Genomic DNA, 17,760 nt, shown 5'->3' on the forward strand with positions numbered 1-17,760 from the left:
TCGCAATGAATATATGCGTAAATTGCCATAAAAATGGTAATACTCATTGATTTGTGAAACTTGTTGGGTTCTGAATCCTGTTCGTACTTTGCCTGTCTTTCGTGGACATTGTTTTCCACAATAATGAACATGCATAACATCCGTTATTCATCTGTTTTTAACCAAAGAGGAAATGCCATGACTCGGTTGCACAGACTCCTTTGCACTTCTCTACTGGCAGGAATGACTTTTGTCAGCGCGGGTGCTTGGGCGCATGCAAAACTACAAAACGCGCTCCCCGCTGCGGGAGCGACGCTTGCAGCGCCGCCGCACGAAATTTCCCTGCATTTCAACGAAAAACTCGAAGCAGCATTCAGTTCGGTGAAGCTTACCGATAGCGCCGGCCAAAACGTCGGTGCAGCCAAGTCGCAGCTAGACCCGGCCAAGCCATCCGTACTCAGGCTTGCGCTGCCGGCCTTAAAACCGGGCATCTACGGCGTGCGCTGGGCGGTAGTTGGGCAGGACGGTCACCGCATAAAAGGCGAGTACACATTCACGGTAAAGTGAATGAACACGGTTGTGCTGTTTAAAGAAATTTCCACCGTGCTCTTGAATGCCGGTTTGGCCTGGATGACCGGAGCATTTTTCGCGCGCATTTGGTTAGCAAATTGCACGGCAAGCTGGTGTGATCGAGTGCGACGCCGGCTTTATTTCTCCGTGCTTGCCGCCGCAGGAATATGCGTCGCGGGCAGTTTCTGTACGCTCTGGGCGGAAACAGCGGTAATGAACGACTCCAGTCTTTGGGATGCGCGTGGCGCATTCTGGACCATGTTGAGCCTGACCCATTATGGACGCGCCGGACTGTGCGGACTGGTGGCGCTGCTGGGCCTCGGTTGCACATATCTGGCGCACGACAAATTGCACGACAGGCGCTTGTATGACGGCTTGATCGTAGCGCTTCTTTTGGCATTTGCATTCACACGCGTAAGCGTGAGCCACGCGGCCATCAATGGAATGTTCGGATTGCATGTAGCGGTGGAATGGCTGCACTTGCTTTTGATTGGTCTATGGGCCGGCGCAGTCATGGTTTCCGGATGGATGGTATTGCCGTGCGCTGGCGTTCTCCAAAAACCTGACTTACGTGCTACCGCCGGTTTCCTGAAAGCGCTTTCGCGTGCAGCGGCCATTGCGTTGGCGGGAATAGCGGCAACTGGCGCGTATAACGCATATCGGGGGCTGGGGAGCTTCGATAACCTGTCTGGAAACGCTTACGGGAACGCGCTTACCATCAAGCTGTGCCTGGTCGCTGTCGCAGTCGGCTTGGGCGCGTTTAACCGATTTATCGGATTTCCTGCAGTCGCAGGAATAGAAAATTCGTCAGATTCTTCAGACTTGCAAGCGATGACATTAGCGGCCGCCATGCATCGCCTTGTTTTCGTTCTCCGTCTGGAATCCCTTGTTTTGCTTGGGGTTCTGATGGCTGCAGCAGTGCTGACGGGCCAGGCTCCGCCCGCCTTGATTTGACTTAACTTAACTTGACGCGCCATAAATTTGGTTCTGTCGCCTTAACGTTCACTGGCAAAGCGAGTGGCCACTTTTTGCGCTGCCACTACGCAAGCTCGCGCATTGCGCACGCTCAAGTCCAAGCTTAACGCTTTTCTTATACTGAAAAAACCAAGTGGCGAGACGCCGATGGCGGCCGAATGCTGTTTGTCAAAAGTACGGCACACGCCGTCGGAGTACCACAATGACCAAGCGAAGCGCCATGACTGCACTGATAGCCTGCATCCTTACGTTAATTGCCGTGTTCATCGTGCTGAATTTACTGCCCGGCGAAAATCGCATCGAGACCCAACTCACGCGCCAGTACAACACCGAAGACCCGCAATTCCGGCGCTCGATGGGCGTCCTGCTAGGGCCGCCTGTTCTGGAAGGCAATGCAGTCGAAGTGCTGGTCAACGGCGACGCGATCTTTGCCGCCATGCTCAAGGCGATCCGCGGCGCGCAAAAAACCATCACGTTCGAAACCTATATCTATTGGTCGGAATCGATCGGGCGCGAGTTCAGCCAGGCGCTGATGGAGCGCGCGCGGGCCGGCGTCAAGGTGCACGTAATGCTGGACTTCATCGGCAGCGTGAAAATGGACCCGGCCAGCCTGGACGCGATGAAACAGGCCGGCGTGCAGGTTGAGCGTTATCACAAACCCGTGTTGTGGAAACTGGCGCGCCTGAACAACCGCACCCACCGCAAATTGCTGGTGGTCGATGGCGCGGTCGGCTTCACCGGCGGCGTCGGCATTGCCGACCAGTGGCGCGGCAACGCGCAAGATGACAAGCACTGGCGCGACACCCATTTCCGGGTCGAAGGCCCGGTGGTAGGCCAAATCCAGGCTGTGTTCGTCGACAACTGGACCAAGGCTACCGGCCGTGTGCTGGACGGCATGGCGTACTTTCCGCCGCTCGAGCACGCCGGCACCAATGCGGCGCAAATGTTCAGCAGCTCGCCCACCGGCGGCAGCGAAAGCATGCAACTGATGTACCTGATGGCGATCACCGCGGCCCAGCACAGCATCCATTTGTCGAGCGCGTATTTCGTGCCAGATGACCTGACCGTGAAGACGCTGGCAGATGCGGCCAAGCGCGGCGTGAAGATCCAGATCATCACGCCCGGCACGGCAATCGATTCCGAAGTGGTGCGCAGCGCTTCGCGTTCGCGCTGGGGCGAACTGTTGCAGGCAGGGATAGAAATCGCCGAATTTCAGCCCACCATGTTTCATGTCAAGGCACTGGTGGTGGACGCGTTGCTGGTGTCGGTTGGCTCGACCAATTTTGACAACCGGTCGTTCAGCCTGAACGACGAAGCGAACCTGAATGTGATCGACCAAAACTTTGCGCTGCGCCAGATCGCCATTTTTGAGGACGATCTGCGGCGCTCGAAAACCACCACCCTGCAGGCGTGGCAGCAGCGGCCCTGGCAAGAAAAAATCACCGAACAAATCGCCTCGCTGCTGGGCTCGCAATTGTGACGAAAAAAATGGAATTCACCGCCAGATTCGCATTAGCCGCAAAAACGCATGCTGCGAACGCCGCGGATGCAGCAAGCGCAGCCGACACAGTGGATAATTGATGCAGGAATGGGAATGAGGAGTCGTCATGAATCGTCGCTTAAACCGTCGCTTATCGATCCGATATCTGTCCAGTCTGCTGCTGGCTGGCAGTCTGCTGCCTTTTGTCACGCGGGTCGTGGCAGCGCCCGCTCTGAAGATATCCAAGTCTGAATGGCAGAAATTGTTGCCAAAAAGCAGCTACGCAGTGCTATTTGAAGATGCCACCGAGCAGCCGCGCAGCAGTCCGCTGGACGCTGAAAAGCGCGCCGGCAACTATGTTTGCGCAGCCTGTTATCTGCCGCTGTTCAGTAGCGCGCAAAAATTCGATAGCGGCACAGGCTGGCCCAGTTTTTTCGATGTGTTGCCGGCTGCAGTTGAAAAACGCAGGGATTTCAAGCGGATTCTGCCGCGCACCGAATACCACTGCGCCCGTTGCGGCGGGCATCAGGGCCATGTATTCAACGACGGCCCGAAACCGACCGGGCTGCGCTACTGCAACAACGGCGTCGCGCTACAGTTTGTACCCTCGGACCGCAAACTGCCGGAGCTGCGAACATGAAAACAATACTGCAAGCCATCATGCTGCTGCTGGCATGCATGCAGCCGGGCTCCAGCGCACTGGCCCAGGCGGGCAGCGCCGCCAGTGCAGGATCAGCGCCGACGCCAACGGCAACCGCGATTTTTGCCGGCGGCTGCTTCTGGTGCGTCGAGGCCGATTTTGAAAAACTGCCCGGCGTACTGTCGGCGCAATCCGGCTACACCGGCGGCGGCACCGCGAATCCGACCTACGCGCAAGTCAGCGCCGGCGGCACCGGACATGCCGAGTCGGTGCGCGTTAGTTACGACCCCGCCAAAGTCAGTTATGCAACGCTGCTGGATTATTTCTGGCATCACATCGATCCGACCGTAAAAGACCGCCAGTTCTGCGATGTCGGCAATCAATACCGCAGCGCGATTTTTTATGACAACGATGCGCAGCGAGCGGCAGTCGAGGCCAGCAAGGCGGCGCTGCTCAAAAGCGGACAGATCAAGCAGATTTACACCGAAATCGTGCCGGCAAAGCAGTTTTACGTCGCCGAGGAATACCACCAGGATTATTACAAGAAGAACCCGATCCGCTATCGCTTCTACCGCGCCAATTGCGGCCGCGACGCACGGGTGGCGGAAGTCTGGGGTGGCAAGCACTAACTTCTGTATTGTTCTGATCCAGAATGGTGCTGGCAAACTGGGCCGAGCGCGACAGAAGCCAGTTCTGGCCGTAATTGAATTATACAACATACTGGATAACGTATATTTAATAACCGCATACAAATAATGCTGTGAAGCACATGTTTATTGGCATACTCCCGCATAAATCATCAGTTAAACGACCACGTATAAAACGAATCGAGAGCGGTGCTGGTGTCGGTTCTGGCTTGAGCGATAAACGCTTGCTCAGCATGTAGCGCAGCTTGACTAGAGTCGATGCGCCGCTGACGCCTTGCTCGAACGTCAAAAATGCAGGCGACGAGATGCGCTTGCCGAACGTCAGCACGGTGCTTTCCAGTACTTGCGCACGGCCAATGCCGAATTCGTCGAGGCCGATGGATTGCGCCACCCTGCACAGGCATCTGTTACCGCCGGTTCGAAGGCACCTTGTTCTTCCGGCAGATATTTCAGCCCGCAAACTCGACACAATTACGTCCCTTTTTCTTGGCTCGGTAAAGTGCTGCATCCGCCTTGGCCAAAGCAGCATAGACATCTGTTATGTCAGTGCCCACCATGGCTAACCCGATGCTGGAGGTCATTGATAACGCAACTCCTTCATTGTTCAGTATCTTGCTTGCCCGAATTCCCTGGCAAAGACGTTCCGCCACTGCCCACGCACCTTCGACAGTCGTGTTAGACAGCAAAATGGCGAATTCATCACCACCAAAGCGACCGAACAAATCGATATCCCGCAGCACCTTTTGGCAAACATTGACAAACACAACAATTGCCTGGTCACCAATGGCATGTCCGTGGGTATCGTTGATGTGTTTGAAGTGGTCAATATCAAGCATGAGTACAGCGAGGCTGGAGTTGTATCGCCGAGCCCGTTTTAATTCTATTTCAGACCTGGAAATAAAATAGCGTCGATTGGCAATCCCAGCAAGGGGATCTGTATTGGCCATTTCCGAGAGCGTTTCCTGTTGGCACATCAACGCCCAGTGTTCGCGCAAAATGAAGATCGCCATCCCCCAGAACAGCAGCAGAGCGATCACCTCCCCCCATGCACGCTGTCGCCAACCCGCCAGCCAGTCGGTATCTGCCTCGCCGAAAACAATGATGAAGGGCAGATCATCAACCTTGCGCACTCCATACAGACGACTTTCACCATCAAGAGGAAATCGAGAATGGAAGGTCGTGTAACTCTCGCCGGACGCAATGAACGCTCTGATCTGCGGATGATTTATTGTTTTTCCCAGCATTTCCGGCGCTGCCGGCTTCCTTGCCAGCAAGCTAAGCCACGTATCTGCGATCACGATGGTGCCATGCGGACCAACCGACACCTGCTCAAGCCATTTGGAGAAAAATTCCAGGTCAACGGCTATGCCTGCCAAACCGTGAAACCCGGGTGAAGCGCCCGGAAAGCGTCGGACCTGTGTGATAGACAGCCGCCCCGCTTTGCTGAGATACATGTGCGAAACAAATGTTTCGCGCTGCGGCTCAGTCTGAGATATCAGGCACCATTCTCGTTGACTGGCATCAACGCCTACCTTGGCATTCGTGTGAGTAATGATGCAATGTTTGTCGCTAAGTCCAACTCCAACGGCATTGGGTAGCGTTTTCCGCTTGACATCAATAAACTCCGAAATACGGGCATGCTGCATCGTGTCTGGATAGGGATAGCGGAGTTCTGTCAATGGCACATGGCTGACAATGTCACGCAACACATAGTCCGAGTTCTGCATCGATCCCTTGATCCACTCACTGACCAGATAGCTGGCATTGGCCACCCGCAACCGGGTGGCATTTTCTTCATTGAGATACGATAAGCGAAGATCGTATGCCGCCACTACAGCGAGTGCCAGACAAAAAAATATGCAGTAGAGAACGCTTTTGCGGTATTCAGGCATCACAGAACCTTGGAGAGACGAGAGACATTCTCGCGATTACAGAGCAAGGAAAATCAATCACCCGAGTCTTGACCCGATTGAATCATTAATGTCTCGCTCCGCAAGTAAGTCTCGCAGGGATCCTTCGTGTGTGTTGTCGAATTTTACAGTTCTTCGTGGAAATATGGCGAAAATGTCATACTTAACGGCACTATATGCTTCAGATTCACTCAGCTTCACCCATAGCGTTACTGTTGGTAATGCTGCAATCGTATGGGCAACGGCCACTTGAGAGTCTGACTTGCAGGCGGCGTTTGCCGCCGCGACTAAAACTTCACGCTCATCTCTAACGGTGGCCGCGCACCGGCAAAGTACCAGATAGTCCAATCACATGGCCGGATGACCGCAATGAAGGTAATATTCGGCCGGCCGCTCTTGGCCGACTGCGCTCTCCCAAAGCACCAACTCACCCCACACCTTATGCGTCAGCTAGCTTGGCGCTCGGACGCTCCGCGATACGGTCGCGCCAGGCTTGCAGATGGGTCATGCCTTCCGCGCCCGGTCTGAACTTGATCAATCGGGCGAATTCAACGGCGCAGAACGCGGTGATGTCGGCGATGGTGAATCGCTCGCCTGCGACGTAGGGACGCAATGCGAGTTGGCCATCGAGCCAGCGCGCAATCTCCCGCACTTTCTGGCCCTGCGCTGTGCCGTAATCGGGAAACTGGGGTTGTTCAAGCACCGCCAGCCCCGGATGGGTGTGACGCACGCAATTGGCGATGCTGGCAAAAAAATTGAACTCAATCTGACGATCTGCCATCTCGATGAAGGCGCGCTCTTCCCCATCGCGCCCCATTAAATTAGGCTCTGGATAGACCGCCTCAAGATAGGTGCAGATGGCCCGCGATTCGGCAAGGAAGCGGCCATCGTCAAGCTCCAGCACCGGCACCGTTGCCAAGGAATTACGCGTCAGGAAATCATCCTTCTTATGCTCGCGGCTGTTCAAGTCGACCAACTGGCGTTCCATGTCGCGCACGCCTTTTTCCGCCAGGAACATATCCACCCGTCTTGGGTTCGGCGCACGCGCCGATGTGTAAAGTTTCATGATTTCTCCTCTGATTGGAATGCTATTTTTGAAAACGGCACTACGCCGCTGTTCTGCTGTTCTGTGATTGGCCCATCTCCACCATCTTGCGCGCCTCTTCGGAAAATTTCTGCGCGGCAGCATCGTCATCGCGCACATCCAGGTTCGAGGGTGGCATCAGAATGCCGCGCTGCACAGCTGGCCGGGCGCGGATCAACGCCAGCCACCGCTTCAGATGCGGGAACGCCTCGACCGGCACCCCCGACCATCGGTGCGTACGGACCCAGGCCCAATTGGCAATATCGGCAATCGAGTAATCTCCGGCCAGATATTCATGATCCTTCAGATGCCCATCCAGAACCCGGAACAGGCGCGTGCATTCACCCTGGTAGCGATCAATCGCCGGCTGGATTTTTTCAGGAAAATAACGATAGAACACATTTGCCTGACCCATCATCGGACCGATGCCGCCCATCTGGAACATCAACCATTGCAGCACGCGTGATCGGCCCTGCGGATCGCCCGGCATCAGCTGTCCAGTTTTCTCGGCAAGATAGATCAGGATCGCGCCCGATTCAAAGATCGCAAAATCATCGGCAGCGTGATCCACGATCGCCGGAATGCGGCCGTTGGGATTGATCGCCAAAAACTCCGGTTGTTTTTGCTCATGCTCGCTAAAATCCAGCACGCGCATCGTATAAGGCAGTTGCAATTCTTCCAGTGCGATGGATATCTTGTGGCCGTTCGGTGTGGCGGCGGTAAACAACTCGATCATCTTGCGTCCCCTCCCGGAGTCTTATTTAAAGTGAAAGTGCGGTGTGGCTGTTAGGTTAAACCACTTTTTTATTCCTTGGCCATCAATGAAAAATGCAGCCTTTTCAGGGTCGGCACGGAAGTTTTTTACGCATCAAAAAAGATATATTTCAGAATGGTGATGCATGCCGGACCCAGCGGGCAACTGCAACTTCATGTTGAATCGGCAATATTCTGAACTTACCCGGTTACGCGCTCTCTGAAAGTTGTATAAGATTAATTCCTTTCAGGAGACCCAATGCGCAAAATTCTTCTTCCTTTTATTTTCATATCATCATTGCTGGTGTCAACAGCACACTCGGCGGAAAACAACATGCGTCCCGGATTATGGGAAATGACAACGACCTCAGATCTGTTGCGGCTAGTGCCGCAGATTCCGCCAGACCAAATGCAAAATTTGATGAACTTGGCCAGGCAGAACGGAATTGATATGCCGCAGATTCAGAATGGCGCGGCAACGTCCGAGGTGTGCATTACCCAGGAAATGGCGGATCAGAAAATTCCACCTGATTTTTACCAAAATCAATCGGGCTGTACCGCTAAAAACGCGACTCGTATCGGAAATAAATACAGATTGGAATTCACTTGCGACAACGCTAACCTGAAGGGAAATGGAACAGCGGAAGGGACTTTTACCAGCCCGGAGCGCTTTTCAGGACGCACTGAGTTCGATGGCGTTGCACAGGGAAATCCTCTCAATGAGCATGCCGATACCAGCGGCCGATGGGTTAGCGCACGCTGTGAAGCAGCCAAGTCACCGCAGTGAACTTGCGTGAAGCGGCCAGGATACCGCTGCCCGCAACCACGGCCTGAAAGGGCCGCAGCGCGATAAACTTCATGGGTACAACGCAGTAACAGCGCGCTTTCAATGTCCAAAATAAAATCAAAGAGTTCCAATATGCGTGAACAGAGAGAGCGCCTCAAGGTCCTCAGTGCCGGCATCTTCAGCCTGATCCTGGTGTTGGGCGTTGCCCGTTTTTCCTATACGCCCTTGTTGCCGCTGATGCAGCAGCAAGCGGGGCTTGGCGTTGCCGCAGCCGGTTGGCTGGCGGCCATCAACTACGCCGGCTACCTGAGCGGAGCGATCATCGCTTCCCTCATCAGCGACCTGGTGCTGAAGGATCGGCTGTACCGTATCGGCATGGTGCTGGCCATTGCCAGCACCGCGGTCATGGGCCTGACCACGGACATCACCATCTGGGCCCTGTCCCGGTACATCGCCGGCCTCAGCAGCGCCGCCGGCATGCTGCTCGGGACAGGCCTGATCCTGAACTGGCTGATCCGCCACAACCACAGGAGCGAATTAGGCATTCATTTTGCCGGTATTGGCCTGGGCATCGCTGGCTGCGCCGCCGCGGTGACGCTGTTCAGTCCGTGGCTGGACTGGCGCCAGCAGTGGTTCGCTTTTACCGCCCTCGGTTGTCTGCTCCTGGTGCCCGCGTTGCGCTGGTTGCCCGCGCCGGATCGAAGCAGCTTGACGAAAAGCGGGCAGAAGATGGAAGACCATCCGCCGAGCCCGCTTTATCTGCGCATCTTCATGGCCGCTTATTTCTGTGCCGGTTTCGGCTACGTGGTGAGCGCGACCTTCATCGTCGCCATCGTGAACAAGTTGCCGGGACTGGCCGGACAGGGCAACCTGGTGTTCCTGGCGATCGGGATTGGCGCCGCGCCGGCATGCATCAATTGGGACTTGATCGCCCGCCGCACCGGGGACCTCAACGCCCTGATATTGGCTTCCACACTGCAAATCATAGGGATCTTGTTGCCGGTCATGGTCGGCGGCCTGTTTGCCGCTCTTTTCGGGGCCTTGCTTTTCGGTGGAACGTTCATCGGCATGGTGAGCCTGGTGCTGACCATGGCGGGCCGCTATTACCCGACCCGCCCGGCCAAGATGATGGGCAAGATGACGCTCTCTTACGGCGCAGCCCAGATCGTCGGCCCGGCAATCACGGGCTCGCTGGCCGCCCACCTTGGCAGCTATAACGCCGGTCTGTACTTTGCGGCTGGGGTGATGGTCGTCGGCACGCTGCTACTGCTGGCGCTCAAGGCCGTAGAAATGCGCGATGCTACGGCTGTGGCCTCGATCCATGCGTCCTGCCCGCGACACTGAACCCTGCTCAACGTCCGGGCGCAGGTGTGTCGGAAATTTCGCGTTAATTGCGCATGACTGACGGCTTAATAATATTAATAAGGCATTAATACTTGAGTCGGTAGCCGGTCTTGAATATCCACGCCACTATCGCCAGGAATGCGGCCAGAAACACCACGGTCATGCTGAGGCTGACCGCAATACTCACATCGGCATTGCCGTAAAAACTCCAGCGGAATCCGCTGATCAGGTAAACCACCGGGTTGAACAGGCTGATCGTGTGCCAGATCGGCGGCAGCATCTTGATCGAATAAAAGCTGCCGCCGAGGAAGGTCAGCGGCGTGATTATCAGCAGCGGAACCAGTTGCAGTTTCTCGAAATTGTCGGCCCAGATGCCGATGATGAAACCGAACAGGCTGAAGGTCACGGCCGTCAGTACCAGAAACAGGATCATCCAAATCGGATGCAACACCTGCAGCGGAACGAATATCCCGGCCGTGGCCAAAATGATCAGGCCGAGCAGTATCGATTTCGTCGCTGCGGCGCCGACATAGCTGACCACGATCTCCCGATACGACACTGGCGCAGACAGCAGCTCGTAGATGGTTCCAGTGAACTTGGGGAAATAAATTCCGAAAGAGGCATTCGAGACGCTTTGCGTCAGCAACGACAACATGACCAGTCCCGGGACGATGAATGCGCCGTAGCTGATGCCGTCGATCTCGGTGATGCGCGAGCCTAGCGCGGCTCCGAAGACCACAAAATACAGCGACGTCGAAATCACCGGGGCGACGATGCTCTGCAACAGAGTGCGCCAGGCGCGCGCCATCTCGAACATATACATGGCGCGGATTGCGTGGAAATTCATTGTTCAGCCTTTATCAGATCGACGAAAATATTTTCAAGCGAACTCTGTGTGGTTTGAATATCCTTGAATCCGATGCCCGCTGCGCTCACGGCGTTGAGCAGCGAAATGATGGTGACCCTTTCCCCTTCCGTTGCGTAGGTATAGATCAATTGACTGCCATCGCCCGATAGGTTCAGGTTGTAGGCGGCAAGTTCGCTCGGGATGCGCTCTAGCGGTTGCTCCAACTGCAGCGTCAGCAATTTCTTGCCTAGTTTTCGCATCAGTTCTTTCTTGTCCTCAATCAGCAGGATCTCACCCTTGTTGATCACGCCGATTCTGTCGGCCATATCTTCGGCCTCGTCAATGTAATGGGTGGTCAAGATGATGGTCACGCCGCTATCCCGCAGCGAACGCACCAGTTGCCACATGTCGTGCCGCAGGTTGACATCGACGCCGGCGGTCGGCTCGTCGAGAAACAGGATCTGCGGTTCATGCGACAGCGCCTTGGCAATCAGCAAACGACGCTTCATGCCGCCGGACAGGGTGATGATCTTGTTATCCTTCTTGTCCCACAGCGACAAGTCCTTGAGAACTTTTTCGACGTAGGCGGGATTGGCCGGTTTGCCGAACAGTCCACGGCTGAAGGATACCGTCGCCCACACTGTTTCGAAGGCATCGGTGGTCAGCTCTTGCGGCACCAGACCGATCAGGGATCGCGTGGCGCGGAAATCAGTGACGATGTCGTGCCCATCAACCCGCACCGTTCCCTCGGATATATTCAGGATGCCGCAGATGCAGCTAATCAGCGTAGTCTTTCCGGCGCCATTGGGACCGAGCAATGCCAGGATTTCTCCACGGCGGATCTCCAGATTGATGTTTTTGAGGGCCTGATAGCCAGAGGCGTAGGTCTTGCAGAGATTTGCTATGGATATGATGTTTTGCATGAGCCGATCGATTTTGTAAACTGACAGTACGCACGGAGTACGAAATATGAAAAGCATTGTCCACGAAAGACACGAAAAGCACGAAAAAATGCACAACGATCAGCTTCGTAGGTCGGGTCAGCGTAGCGTAACCCGACATTTGCGGCTACGAATGTCGGGTTACGCTACGCTAACCCAACCTACCAAAAACCGTTGGAATACTTGTTCAGTTTTCTCGTGACAGGACCGGTGTTTCTGCAAATATAAACATACTGGATGACGTATATTTAATAACCGCATACAAATAATGCGGTAACGCACATGTTTATCGACATACCCCCTACAAACCATCAATCAAAGGGCCAGGTATAAAACAAATCGAGCGCGGTGCCGGTTTTGGCTTGCAGCGAGAAACGCTTGCCGAACGAACGTCAGCACGGTGTTTACCAGTCCTTGCGCGCGGCCGATGCCGTATGGGCCGGACCGCATCTTCAAGGATCGCCAGTAGGAGCAGGAGTTAGCGTCAGCTGTCCGCAGGCTCTGCCGGTTTTGCGCCAGAGTCGAGGCCCCATTCGAGCCAGTCCGCTCCAAACAGTTCAGCCGGATGCTGCGTGCGCTCGGACCCGTTTCCGCAGGCTAGGGAACCGACAGGACAATACTTGTCGCATCCCCAGCAAAGTCGTTCGGGATGCTCTGGATTCAAGGGAAATTTCTTTGCCATTTGGGTACCTTACTTCTGATGAGTAGCGTTCAGGCGCGATCAGTTAACGGCGCACATGGAACACACGCAGCACAAAATGCGGCAGCATCTATTGCACGCATTCATTAACCAATGGTGTATCCGCCGTCGACTACGATTTCCTGCCCATAGATATTTTTCGCCGCGTCCGAGGCGAGGAAAACGGACGTTTCGGCAATGTCTTCTGGCAGGCCGAACGCACCCAGCATCAGCCGCGCATTGATTTTTTCTGCGACTGCATTGAGGGCGTCGGGGGGCAGCCCAACTGTTGCCCACAAATTTGTGGCGATCGGGCCCGGTGCGATGGAATTGACGCGTATGCCCTTTGGCGCGAGTTCCGCAGCCAGGGTCTGCGACAGGGATTTGAGCGCTGCCTTGCTGGCGCTATAAATTGCCAACCCGGGGAATCCCACCTGCGTCAGAAAGGTCGTAATGAACTGTATCGAGCCGCCCTTGCGGATGTGCGGGACAAACAGGCGCGCTGTCTCGGCCGCACCGAACAGATTCACCGAAAACTGCGTCGCGAATGCGGCGGCCGTACTGTCTTCAAAGGAAGCAACGCGGGCAATGCCGGCATTCGGCACCAGGATATCAATTGCGCCAACACTTTCAACGACGGTCTTGAGCAAGCGTTCCAAGTCTTCCTGTCGGGTGACATCGCCGATCACAGCGCTCACCCGGCCCGGGCTGGCTGCTTCCAGCGCCCGCAGGCTGTCGCCATTGCGTGCAAAAGCAACAACCTTCGCCCCTTCAGCGACAAAATGTTCAACAATCGCGCGGCCGATGCCACCGCTCGCTCCGGTTACCACTGCAATCTTGCCGTCTAAACGTTTCATATATATTCCCGAAAAATTGTTCTGCGTTGTGATGCTTATCAGTCACTCCTCTAATTACTCTAACATAGATATATGTAAAGTATATCTTTTATGGCGTGTCGAAGCAGAGAGCGTTTGAGCAATCGCGAAGTGCGGTCAGCCCAGCGCCAACTTCTGTACGACGCAAAGATTGTGGCGCTGGAACTGGTTTAAATGCACCGCGCGGTTACCGCCGGCAGTTCTTCATTAGTATGCCGGCTGCATAGTTACGATTATGTGGAAAACTTCCTGTGACTATAAACATACCGGTCAATGTATATTTAATAACCGCATACAAATAATGCGGTAATACACATGTTTATAGGCATACTCCCGCACAAATCATAAATCAAAGGATTGGGCTACGTTCTCAAACACTGCGCAACCGGCGGCGCCAGACGCAGCAGCGCGTGATCGAGGTCCTTTGAATAAGGTAGGCCACAATGAATGCACCATTAATGCACAACAGCATCCAGTTCACCTTTGATGTAGCGCTGCGCCATCCGTTCCAGCGGTGTGACCTTTATCTTCGACGCCTGTCCGGCTGAGCCGAACGCTTCAAAGCGCACTTGGCATATTTCCTTGGCTGCTGCCGTGGCGTCCTTGAAAAACTTGCGCGGATCGAATTCGGACGGATGCTGGACCATGCTGCGGCGCATTGCGCCGGTCATTGCCAGGCGGATATCGGTGTCGATATTGACCTTGCGCACACCGTGCTTGATACCTTCCAGAATTTCTTCAACCGGCACACCATAGGTTTCCTTCATGTCACCGCCATACTGGCGGATGATGTCCAGCCATTCCTGCGGCACGGAAGAGGAACCGTGCATCACCAGGTGGGTATTGGGAATGCGCGCATGGATTTCCTTGATACGGCTAATCGCCAGAATGTCACCGGTAGGCTTGCGGCTGAACTTGTAGGCGCCATGGCTGGTGCCGATTGCAATCGCCAGAGCATCCACACCGGTTCGCTGGACGAAGTCGGCGGCTTGGGCAGGGTCGGTCAGCAATTGGTCGTGCGTCAGTATCCCCTCCGCGCCGGAGCCGTCTTCCTCACCCGCCTGACCGGATTCGAGCGAACCCAGACACCCCAGCTCACCCTCGACCGATACGCCGATGTAATGTGCGAAGTCCACCACCTTGCGGGTTACTTCCACATTGTAGTCATAGGACGAAGGCGTTTTCATATCTGTCATCAGCGAACCGTCCATCATTACGCTGGAAAAACCGGAACGGATCGAAGCCTGACATACCGCAGGGCTGCCGCCATGATCCTGATGCATGCAGATCGGGATATGCGGATAGGCTTCCACCGCTGCTTCCACCATCTTGCGCAAAAATGCTTCACCAGCATATTTACGCGCACCAGCCGAGGCTTGTAGGATCACTGGGCTGTCGCAAGCATCTGCCGCCTGCATGATGGCGAGAATCTGTTCCAGATTGTTGACGTTAAAAGCAGGCAGACCATATTGGTGGTCGGCAGCATGGTCTAGCAATTGGCGTAGCGATACGAGGGACATGTAAATCTCCTTAAAGGGTCTGAGGTATCAAACATTGAATTTTTCACCGACACGCACGATTTTCAACGTGTTCGTGCCGCCAGCAGTATCGATCGATTCACCAACCGTCAACACCAGCAGATCGCCGTGTTTGACCACACCGTTCTCAAGCAGCAAAGTTTGGGCATCAACCAGAAGCTGATCCCGGTTTTTGGCATGGGTTGGCATTAGCAAACTGCGTACATCACGGTATAGCGCCAGCCGCGTATAGGTTGCCGGATCAGGGGTAATGGCGTAAATAGGAACACCGGAGTTCAAACGGCTCATCCACAGTGCGGTCGAACCCGATTGGGTCAAGGCAACTATCGCCTTCACTTTCAGATGATGCGCGGAAAACAACGCCGCCATGGCAATCGACTGATCGATGCGCGTAAAACTCCGATTTAAAAACTCCTGATCGAGCCGCACCGGCAGGGATTTGTCTGCCGCGATGCAGGTGCGCGCCATCGCCTGCACCGCTTGCACCGGGTATTTTCCTGCAGCGGACTCGGCGGACAGCATCACGGCGTCGGTGCCGTCCAGAACGGCATTGGCTACGTCGGATACTTCGGCGCGTGTGGGGATGGGCGATGCAATCATGGATTCCATCATCTGCGTCGCCGTGATGACCAGCTTGTTCATCTCGCGTGCAACACGAATCATGTGTTTTTGCAGTGCCGGCACTGCTGCGTCCCCAACTTCGACGCCAAGATCGCCACGCGCCACCATGATGCCGTCGGATGCCTCAAGAATTGCTTCCAATGCCGCGATCGCTTCTACTCGTTCTATCTTGGCTATCAACATTGCACGCCCGCCATGCTGCTGCATGATTTTCCGTGCGAGTTGCATATCGGCAGCGCATTTAGGAAAGGATACGGCCAGGTAGTCCGCACCCATTTTCGAGGCGATTTCAATATCTTCAATATCTTTGATTTGCAATGAGGGTGCAGTCAGTCCGCCGCCTTGCTTATTGATGCCTTTATTGTTCGACAGAATGCCGCCGTGACGTACCGTGGTGGCGATACGTGTGCCGTCAATTGCTATGCAATCGAGGACGATCCTGCCGTCGTCCAGCAACAGCACATCTCCTGCTGAAACGTCTTGCGGCAGTTCCTTGTAATCGATGCCGCATTGGGATTCATCACCTGTTACGCATTCGGAATCTAGTACAAATGCTGCTCCTGCAACGAGCGTCACCTGGCCGTTCTTGAATTTTCCAATGCGAATCTTGGGACCCTGCAAGTCGCACAGGATGGCGACAGGACGTCCGATACGCGCCGCTATCTCTCGCACCATCGCAGCGCGGTTCAGATGTTCTTGCCCGGTTCCATGAGAAAAATTCAGCCGTACGACGCTTACGCCTGCCTCAATCATAAGCTTCAAGGTGGCCGTGTCGTCGCAGGCCGGCCCTAGCGTGGCTACAATTTTGGTGCGCTGTGTAAATAGAGTATCCATCATCAGATGCTTGCACGCTGTTTGAGCGCTTCTATGGCGGGGAGTGCCTTGCCTTCAAGAAACTCCAGAAACGCACCACCAGCTGTCGAAATGTAGTCGATCTGGTCTGCGATACCGAATGCATTGATCGCGGCGACGGTATCGCCCCCTCCAGCAATGGAGTAGGCCGGAGAGTCGGCAATTGCCCGGGCCAACACGCGGGTGCCTTCCGAAAATGCCTCGAACTCGAATACACCCACCGGGCCGTTCCAGACGATGGTACCGGCTGTTTGAAGCGTACACGCCAGCGCTGCTGCGCTGTCCGGACCGATGTCGAAAATCAGATCATCGGATTCAACGTCTTTGATCGATTTAATGCTAGGCGTTGCATCAGCAGAGAAGCGTTTGGCACATACCACGTCACTTGGCAACGGCACGGCCGCGCCACGCTTTTGCATTTTGTTAATGATGCGACGAGCTTCCTCCACCAGATCAGGCTCCGCCAGCGACTTGCCAATTGGCGTGCCTTGCGCCAGCAGGAATGTATTGGCAATCCCACCACCGACAATCAATTGATCCACCTTGTCAGCCAGCGCTTCGAGGATGGTGAGCTTGGTCGAGACTTTGGAACCAGCAACAATCGCCACTAGCGGTCTCTTGGCGTTCGCCAGCGCGGTGGTCAAGGCGCCCAGCTCGGCTGCCATCAGTGGGCCTGCGCAGGCAATTTTGGCATGACGGGCGATGCCTTCGGTGCTGGCCTCGGCACGGTGCGCGGTGCCGAACGCATCGTTGACATAGATGTCACATAGCGATGCCATCGTTTTTGCCAGCGTGGTGTCGTTGCTTTTTTCACCGACATTGCCACGGCAATTTTCGAGTACGATCACCTCGCCCGACGATACGTCAAAACTGCCATCAATCCAGTCTGACACCAATCGCACAGGTTGACCTAAGTGCTGGCTTAAGCACCGCGCAACCGGCGCGAGTGAATCACGCGGTAACAGCGCACCCTCGACTGGACGTCCCAGATGCGAAGTCACCATCACCCGCGCACCAGCATCGCGTGCGAAACGTACCCCCGCCATCGCAGCGCGGATACGCGTATCGTCGGTAATGTTGCCGGCGGCGTTTTGCGGCACATTGAAGTCGGCCCGAATGAAAACGCGTTGTCCGGCCAGTTGCGCAACGGAAAAATCCGTCAGTTTCTTGAATTGCATAGTGATCATCGCTTTTCTAGTTTGAAATTCGAGTAACATCAATCAGATCGAAACGACAAC

18 protein-coding genes are annotated in these 17,760 nt (G+C 55.1%); 7 read left to right on the forward strand and 11 right to left on the reverse strand.

What is annotated here, in order from left to right; genetic code table 11:
* The first annotated feature begins 177 nt into the window (after window positions 1–177).
* The 5 genes from copC (at window position 178) to msrA (ending at window position 4,273) form a co-directional block, all read left to right on the forward strand.
* Entirely contained in the window at window positions 178–546 is a 369-nt protein-coding gene (gene copC / locus KGFNPO_RS15235; RefSeq protein ID WP_472632083.1) for a copper homeostasis periplasmic binding protein CopC, read from the forward strand.
* Window positions 547–762: 216 nt separating this feature from the next.
* A complete protein-coding gene (locus KGFNPO_RS15240; protein WP_472632084.1) occupies window positions 763–1,503 on the forward strand; it encodes a copper resistance D family protein in 741 nt (246 codons plus the stop codon).
* 223 nt (window positions 1,504–1,726) lie between these two features.
* On the forward strand, window positions 1,727–3,004 hold the full coding sequence (cls, locus tag KGFNPO_RS15245) for a cardiolipin synthase (RefSeq protein WP_472632085.1): 1,278 nt from the start codon (window positions 1,727–1,729) through the stop codon (window positions 3,002–3,004).
* A gap of 127 nt (window positions 3,005–3,131) precedes the next feature.
* The gene (gene msrB, locus KGFNPO_RS15250; protein WP_472632086.1) at window positions 3,132–3,644 is read left to right on the forward strand and encodes a peptide-methionine (R)-S-oxide reductase MsrB; all 513 of its coding nucleotides are present in this window, start codon (window positions 3,132–3,134) and stop codon (window positions 3,642–3,644) included.
* On the forward strand, window positions 3,641–4,273 hold the full coding sequence (gene msrA, locus KGFNPO_RS15255) for a peptide-methionine (S)-S-oxide reductase MsrA (RefSeq protein ID WP_472632087.1): 633 nt from the start codon (window positions 3,641–3,643) through the stop codon (window positions 4,271–4,273). Before msrB ends, msrA begins: the two co-directional genes overlap by 4 nt.
* Window positions 4,274–4,379: 106 nt before the next feature.
* Here msrA and KGFNPO_RS15260 read toward each other — a convergent pair whose 3' ends face one another.
* The 4 genes from KGFNPO_RS15260 to KGFNPO_RS15275 all read right to left on the reverse strand — a co-directional run bounded on the left by KGFNPO_RS15260 (window position 4,380) and on the right by KGFNPO_RS15275 (window position 8,021).
* Entirely contained in the window at window positions 4,380–4,682 is a 303-nt protein-coding gene (locus KGFNPO_RS15260; RefSeq protein ID WP_472632088.1) for a hypothetical protein, read from the reverse strand.
* Window positions 4,683–4,740: 58 nt separating this feature from the next.
* Window positions 4,741–6,183, reverse strand: coding sequence for a sensor domain-containing diguanylate cyclase (locus KGFNPO_RS15265; RefSeq protein WP_472632089.1), 1,443 nt, complete (start codon window positions 6,181–6,183; stop codon window positions 4,741–4,743).
* A 457-nt stretch (window positions 6,184–6,640) separates the two neighbouring features.
* Window positions 6,641–7,267: a glutathione S-transferase family protein gene (locus KGFNPO_RS15270; protein ID WP_472632090.1), complete on the reverse strand. Its 627-nt coding sequence runs from the start codon at window positions 7,265–7,267 to the stop codon at window positions 6,641–6,643.
* 40 nt (window positions 7,268–7,307) lie between these two features.
* Window positions 7,308–8,021, reverse strand: coding sequence for a glutathione S-transferase family protein (locus KGFNPO_RS15275; protein WP_472632091.1), 714 nt, complete (start codon window positions 8,019–8,021; stop codon window positions 7,308–7,310).
* Between the two features lie 276 nt (window positions 8,022–8,297).
* Here KGFNPO_RS15275 and KGFNPO_RS15280 point away from each other — a divergent pair, with 276 nt between their 5' ends.
* Window positions 8,298–8,825: a DUF3617 domain-containing protein gene (locus tag KGFNPO_RS15280; RefSeq protein ID WP_472632092.1), complete on the forward strand. Its 528-nt coding sequence runs from the start codon at window positions 8,298–8,300 to the stop codon at window positions 8,823–8,825.
* Window positions 8,826–8,957: 132 nt separating this feature from the next.
* On the forward strand, window positions 8,958–10,169 hold the full coding sequence (locus KGFNPO_RS15285) for a YbfB/YjiJ family MFS transporter (protein ID WP_472632093.1): 1,212 nt from the start codon (window positions 8,958–8,960) through the stop codon (window positions 10,167–10,169).
* Window positions 10,170–10,254: 85 nt separating this feature from the next.
* Here the strand turns inward: KGFNPO_RS15285 and KGFNPO_RS15290 are convergent, their stop codons facing one another.
* The 7 genes from KGFNPO_RS15290 to KGFNPO_RS15320 form a co-directional block, all read right to left on the reverse strand.
* Window positions 10,255–11,016 carry an ABC transporter permease gene (locus KGFNPO_RS15290; RefSeq protein ID WP_472632094.1) on the reverse strand — a complete coding sequence of 254 codons (762 nt, stop codon included), beginning with the start codon at window positions 11,014–11,016 and terminating at the stop codon, window positions 10,255–10,257.
* A complete protein-coding gene (locus KGFNPO_RS15295) occupies window positions 11,013–11,939 on the reverse strand; it encodes an ABC transporter ATP-binding protein (protein ID WP_472632095.1) in 927 nt (308 codons plus the stop codon). The genes KGFNPO_RS15290 and KGFNPO_RS15295 overlap by 4 nt, the downstream gene beginning before the upstream one ends.
* Window positions 11,940–12,441: 502 nt before the next feature.
* On the reverse strand, window positions 12,442–12,639 hold the full coding sequence (locus KGFNPO_RS15300; RefSeq protein WP_472632096.1) for a DUF3079 domain-containing protein: 198 nt from the start codon (window positions 12,637–12,639) through the stop codon (window positions 12,442–12,444).
* Window positions 12,640–12,743: 104 nt separating this feature from the next.
* Window positions 12,744–13,493: an SDR family NAD(P)-dependent oxidoreductase gene (locus KGFNPO_RS15305; RefSeq protein ID WP_472632097.1), complete on the reverse strand. Its 750-nt coding sequence runs from the start codon at window positions 13,491–13,493 to the stop codon at window positions 12,744–12,746.
* A 473-nt stretch (window positions 13,494–13,966) separates the two neighbouring features.
* Entirely contained in the window at window positions 13,967–15,031 is a 1,065-nt protein-coding gene (gene fba / locus KGFNPO_RS15310) for a class II fructose-bisphosphate aldolase (protein ID WP_472632098.1), read from the reverse strand.
* 27 nt (window positions 15,032–15,058) lie between these two features.
* Window positions 15,059–16,507, reverse strand: a complete 1,449-nt coding sequence (gene pyk / locus KGFNPO_RS15315; protein WP_472632099.1) for a pyruvate kinase — start codon at window positions 16,505–16,507, stop codon at window positions 15,059–15,061.
* Window positions 16,507–17,700, reverse strand: coding sequence for a phosphoglycerate kinase (locus tag KGFNPO_RS15320; RefSeq protein ID WP_472634504.1), 1,194 nt, complete (start codon window positions 17,698–17,700; stop codon window positions 16,507–16,509). Before KGFNPO_RS15320 ends, pyk begins: the two co-directional genes overlap by 1 nt.
* Window positions 17,701–17,760: the final 60 nt, after the last annotated feature.

Source organism: Gelidimonas diazotrophica (genome assembly GCF_055694025.1).